Annotated in this window: 6 protein-coding genes; 4 read left to right on the plus strand and 2 right to left on the minus strand. The window is 25.5% G+C overall.

Annotated features, from left to right (window positions below):
• The 3 genes from Q0V09_RS07460 to Q0V09_RS07470 all read left to right on the plus strand — a co-directional run.
• The coding region (locus Q0V09_RS07460) for a leucyl aminopeptidase (RefSeq protein WP_297488072.1) at positions 1-1,070 on the plus strand (1,070 nt) is incomplete at its 5' end.
• A 52-nt stretch (positions 1,071-1,122) separates the two neighbouring features.
• The gene (locus Q0V09_RS07465) at positions 1,123-2,262 is read left to right on the plus strand and encodes a GNAT family N-acetyltransferase (protein WP_297488075.1); all 1,140 of its coding nucleotides are present in this window, start codon (positions 1,123-1,125) and stop codon (positions 2,260-2,262) included.
• A gap of 9 nt (positions 2,263-2,271) precedes the next feature.
• On the plus strand, positions 2,272-3,033 hold the full coding sequence (locus Q0V09_RS07470) for a YdcF family protein (RefSeq protein ID WP_297488078.1): 762 nt from the start codon (positions 2,272-2,274) through the stop codon (positions 3,031-3,033).
• Positions 3,034-3,077: 44 nt separating this feature from the next.
• Here Q0V09_RS07470 and Q0V09_RS07475 read toward each other — a convergent pair whose 3' ends face one another.
• Both Q0V09_RS07475 and Q0V09_RS07480 read right to left on the minus strand, forming a co-directional pair.
• A complete protein-coding gene (locus Q0V09_RS07475; protein ID WP_297488081.1) occupies positions 3,078-3,749 on the minus strand; it encodes an SIMPL domain-containing protein in 672 nt (223 codons plus the stop codon).
• Between the two features lie 12 nt (positions 3,750-3,761).
• Positions 3,762-4,343, minus strand: a complete 582-nt coding sequence (locus Q0V09_RS07480) for a nitroreductase family protein (protein ID WP_297406358.1) — start codon at positions 4,341-4,343, stop codon at positions 3,762-3,764.
• A gap of 150 nt (positions 4,344-4,493) precedes the next feature.
• Here Q0V09_RS07480 and Q0V09_RS07485 point away from each other — a divergent pair, with 150 nt between their 5' ends.
• On the plus strand, positions 4,494-5,078 hold the full coding sequence (locus Q0V09_RS07485; protein WP_297488084.1) for an AMP-binding protein: 585 nt from the start codon (positions 4,494-4,496) through the stop codon (positions 5,076-5,078).
• Positions 5,079-5,103: the final 25 nt, after the last annotated feature.

The raw sequence follows: 5,103 nt of genomic DNA on the forward strand, positions 1-5,103 counted from the left end.
TTTTAGGAAATATAAATTATTCATTTGATGTTTTTAAAGAGAAAAAATCAGAAAAAATAAAAATTGATCTATTTAAAAATGAAAAATCAGGAAAATTAGAAGAAATTTTAAGTTTAATAGATTGTACAGATATTACAAGAGAGTTAGTAGATCAACCAGCTAATATTATTAATCCAGAAACACTAGCTAGAAGAGCTGAAGAGTTAGGAGAGAAATATGGTGTGGAAGTTGAAATTTTCCAGGGAGATCAGCTTGAAAATATGGAAATGAATCTATTTTTAGCTGTTGGAAGAGCATCAGTAACAAAACCAAGATTAATTGTTATGAGATATTTTGGAGATCCAGAAAATAATAAAACAATTGGTTTAGTTGGAAAAGGGTTAACTTATGACACAGGTGGATTATGTTTAAAACCAGCAGATAGTATGTTTACCATGAAAGATGATATGTCTGGTTCAGCAACAGTAATAGGAGCTATGTGTGCTGTAGCTAAGAATAAGTTAAAAAAGAATGTAATAGCTGTTATTCCAGCATGTGAAAACTCAATAGACGGAAATGCTTATAGACCTGGAGATGTATTAAAGTCTATGAATGGAAAAAGTGTAGAAATAATAAATACAGATGCTGAAGGAAGACTTGCTTTAGCAGATGCAATAACATATGCAGTTAGAAATGAAAGTGTTACAGAGATTATAGATATAGCAACACTTACAGGAGCTATTTTAGTTGCACTAGGAACATTTACAACAGGAGTGTTTGCAAATAATGATGAGATGTTTAACACATTAGAAAAAGCTAGTAAAAAGCACGGTGAAAAAATGTGGAGAATGCCAATTTTTGAAGAGTATTCTGATGGGCTAAAATCTAATATTGCAGATATAAAACATATGGGTGGAAGAATGGGTGGCTCTATAACAGCAGCTAAGTTTTTAGAGTCATTTACAGAGAATACTCCTTGGATACATTTAGATATTGCTGGAACTGCTTATGACAATACATCTAAATGGTTAAAAAAAGGTGCTTCTGGAGTAGTAGTTAAAACATTATATACATATATTAAAAATAGATAATAATTAAAGGGTGAGTGTAAATCTCACCCTTTAATTTTAGAAAGGATTTAAAGTGGAAAGAAAAGAGCAATGTAAAAAAATTTGGAAAAATGTATTTAAAGATGAAGAAAAGTATATTGAGTGGTATTTTAAAAATATATATAAGGATGAAAATTTACTTACCTATGAAATATCTAATGAAGTAGTAGGAATGTTAAATGAAAATAGCTATAAAACAAAGAATAATAAAGAGTTAGAAGAGGTAAAATATTTATTAGCAGCAGGAGTATTACCTTTATATAGGGAACAAGGAATTTTAAAAGATATAATGATTAGAAATTTAAAAAAAGCATATGTTGAAAAATTAGAATTCCAATATTTATCTCCAATAGATAAAAATATTTATACAAGATTTGGTTATGAATTTATAAGTGATTTATATGAATATGAAATATTACTTGATTCCTTAAAAGATTTTAAAAAATATGAAAATATTATACAGATTGAAAAATTAGAGGATATTAATGAAGAGTTACTTCATAAAATATCAATATTTTATAATAATAATTTAGAGTTTTATAATCTTAAAATACATAAGAATAAAAATAATATTAAAGATAGTTTAAAAGAGATATTTTTTGAAGATGGAGAGATTTATTTAACTTTTAATAAAGATGGAGAGATAACTGGATATATGCCACTTGAAAAACATTCAGAAAATCTATTTATAAAAGAGTTTCTATTTAGTAATAAAAACTCTTTTAATAGTTTAATGTGGATTTTATATGGATATAGAAATTATTATAAAAATGTTAAAATAATATGTGGGATATTTGATAATTTAGAAGATTATTTTAAAAGTGTAAATAGCATAAAAAAAATTGTAAAAAATAAAATGCAACTAAGAATTGTAAATCTTTTAAAGGCTTTTAAAAGAATAAATATTAATGAAAATGAAAGCTTAGTAATTCAAGTAAAAGATGAAAATATAAATGAAAATAATGGTATTTATAAAATATGTAAAGACAAAATAGAAAGATGCCGATTAAATCCAGATATAAAAATTTCTATTGGAAACTTAGCTCAATTAATATATGGATATAGATCACTTTTAGAGTTGAAAAAAGAGGGGAAGTTAGACATAATAAAAAATGAAAAATTATTAGTGGATATTTTTATTAAAAAATATAACTATTTCAATCAAGATTTTTAAGGGGGATGTATGTTTTATATTGAGAAATTAATTGGATTATTTATATTTTCACCTATGATATTTATATTGCTTCTTATTTTAGGTGGAATTATTTTAATAGGGAAAAAATGGAAAACGGGACTAATAATGATTTTTTCAGGAATATTCTTGTATATGGGCTCTATAATGCCAGTTTCTAATTTTTTAACTGAAAGATTAGAAAATAAAATTTTTGAGTATTCAGATGAAACTCCAGATATATATGTAGTCTTAGGTGGAGGAAGTATAGAGAATATTAATGGAATTGAAGCAACGAGAGGTGCATTAAAAAGAATTGTAAAGGGTGTTGAAGAGTATAATACAAATCCTAAAAACATTTATATATCAGGTGGAAGAGTTTTAGGAAGCAAGCATAGTGAATCAAGTATTTATAAAAAAACAATGATGAAATTAGGAATTCCAAGTGAAGATATAAAGATAGAGGAAGAAAGTAGAAATACATATGAAAATGCAATGTATATAAAAAAAGAGATAGAAAATGAAGGTGTAACAAATATAGCGTTAATTACATCTGCTATTCATATGCCGAGAAGTATGTATATATTTAAAAAGACATTAAATGGAATTAATATTATTCCTATTAAATGTGATTATTTAACAAATGAAAAATATAGTTTTATTGAAAATTTTTTACCAAATTATAATAATTTAATGAATACAAATAGTACTTTATGGGAATATGTAGGAATTGTTTATTATAAGCTAAAAATTTTTATATATGGGATTATTTAACAAGGAGGTTTCTAGTAAAAAATTATTACTAGAAACCTTTTTATTTATTTTTTCATATAAAATGTTGCATTAATATTAGCTGTTACACTTATACTTTCTGGGATAGTAACAGGGACATCAGAACTATTAGCTCTAGTCATATTAAAAACAGGATAAGGTCTAGGATTAGAATATCCAAGATCAATGTATTTAGGAGATATTTTAAAATCATCCATTTTTGCAATAAGTTTAGCTTTATTTTTAGCATCTGTATAAGCTAGTTTATATGCTTTATTTTCAAGTTCTTTTTTATTTGATATAAAGAAATTAACATTATTAATATTACTAACACCACTATTATTTAAAATCCCTAATAGATCACCAGCTTTTTCTAGATTTTTAGTTGTAATTATAATTTGATTATTAACAAAATAATTCATTTCGTCACTTTTACTATTATAATCTTTTCTATAGTTTAAGTTATAATTTTCTATTTTAATATTGCTATCAGTTAATCCATCTTTTTTTAATAGTTCAATAGCATTTTTTACAATAGTATTATTTTCTTCTACTGCTTTTTGAGAGTTAGTATTTTTTGTTTCAACATTTGCAATAATACTCATAGTATCAGGTTTAGCAGAAATACTACCAACACCATTGACAGCTATAGTTGGGATATCTTTTCCTAAAGCAAGAGAAGAGATTAATACAGCAAAAGTTCCAATTGTTTTTTTCATAATAAATACCTCCTAAAATTTTTTTAAAACTAAATTTTCTAAAGATAGTTTAGGTACAAAATGTTTAAAATTTTCAGTGTCTCTATAATATCTTAAATTAAGCTCATTTCCTTCAATTAGAATAACTTTTTCTAAAGGTTTTCCTAAGGCAATTAATAATTGAGGATTAAATCTATCAAGATCAAGTTCAACAATATTGGATATCTCTTTTTTATTAAAAGCTCCAATAAAACATCCTCCTAAATTTAATTCGCTAGCTTTTAAAAGTATATTTTGAGCAGCTATTCCAATATCAATTCCTAAAGTTATTTGTGATAAGGGATTTTCTATAAGGGAACTAATTAAGATATACGCTGTAGGGGATTCCTCTATTGTTGGATTCCATTCAATAGAACCAGCCCAAGCGGTTAAAGGGAAAATTTTATTGCATATTTCTTCTGAACTTACTAAGGTATACCTAAGAGTTTGACTGTTTCTTGCTGAAGCACTAAGACGAGCTGCAGATATTAAAGACATAAGGATATTGCTTGGAATATTTTGATTTTTGAAACTTCTATAAGATCTTGTTATAGTTAAAAGGTTATCTAAATTCATAAATTCCTCCAAAGTCATTTAATCTAATACTACTTGATAAATCTTTAAAAGTCAATCTTAATAAAAGGAAAAAGTGGACAATTATGGTAACTTATTATAAAATAAGTGTATTAAAATAAAAATTTTTACAAAATTGGGAGGATTAAATACATGAATTTTATATATGATCGTAAAAAAACCGCGGTGGTATTTAAAAATGAAGAATATTCTTATGAAAAATTAATAAAAATGTCTAAGAAAATGTCATCATTAATGGAACTACAAAAAGAGGAAAGAGTAGCAATATTTATGGAAAATAGAGTTGAATATATGTCTTCAATACTAGGGGTATGGGATAAAAAAGGGACATGTACAAACTTAGATGCTGGATATGATGCAGACCAGTTGGCATATGTTTTTAGAGATTCATCACCTAAATACATTTTAACATCAAATGAAAATATTGAAATAGCTAAAAGCGCTAAAGAGTTAACAAAGTCTAATATTCTAATAATAAATATAGATGAAATAGATTTTACAAAAGAAGTAGAAATTAAAAATATGAGTATTGAAGCTTTAGATAAAGACGCAGTAGCAGTAATGCTTTATACATCTGGAACAACAGGAAATCCTAAAGGAGTAATGTTAACATACGATAATTTAATGTCTAATATAGAAGCAGTAAAGGAGATAGATTTAGTAACAGAAAGTGATAATATACTTGCAATGTTGCCTTCCATCATGTATTACCTTTAGTTTTAAGTATGTTAATGCCGTTATA

It is taken from the genome of uncultured Cetobacterium sp., assembly GCF_947039425.1.
Taxonomy (GTDB): Bacteria; Fusobacteriota; Fusobacteriia; order Fusobacteriales; family Fusobacteriaceae; genus Cetobacterium_A.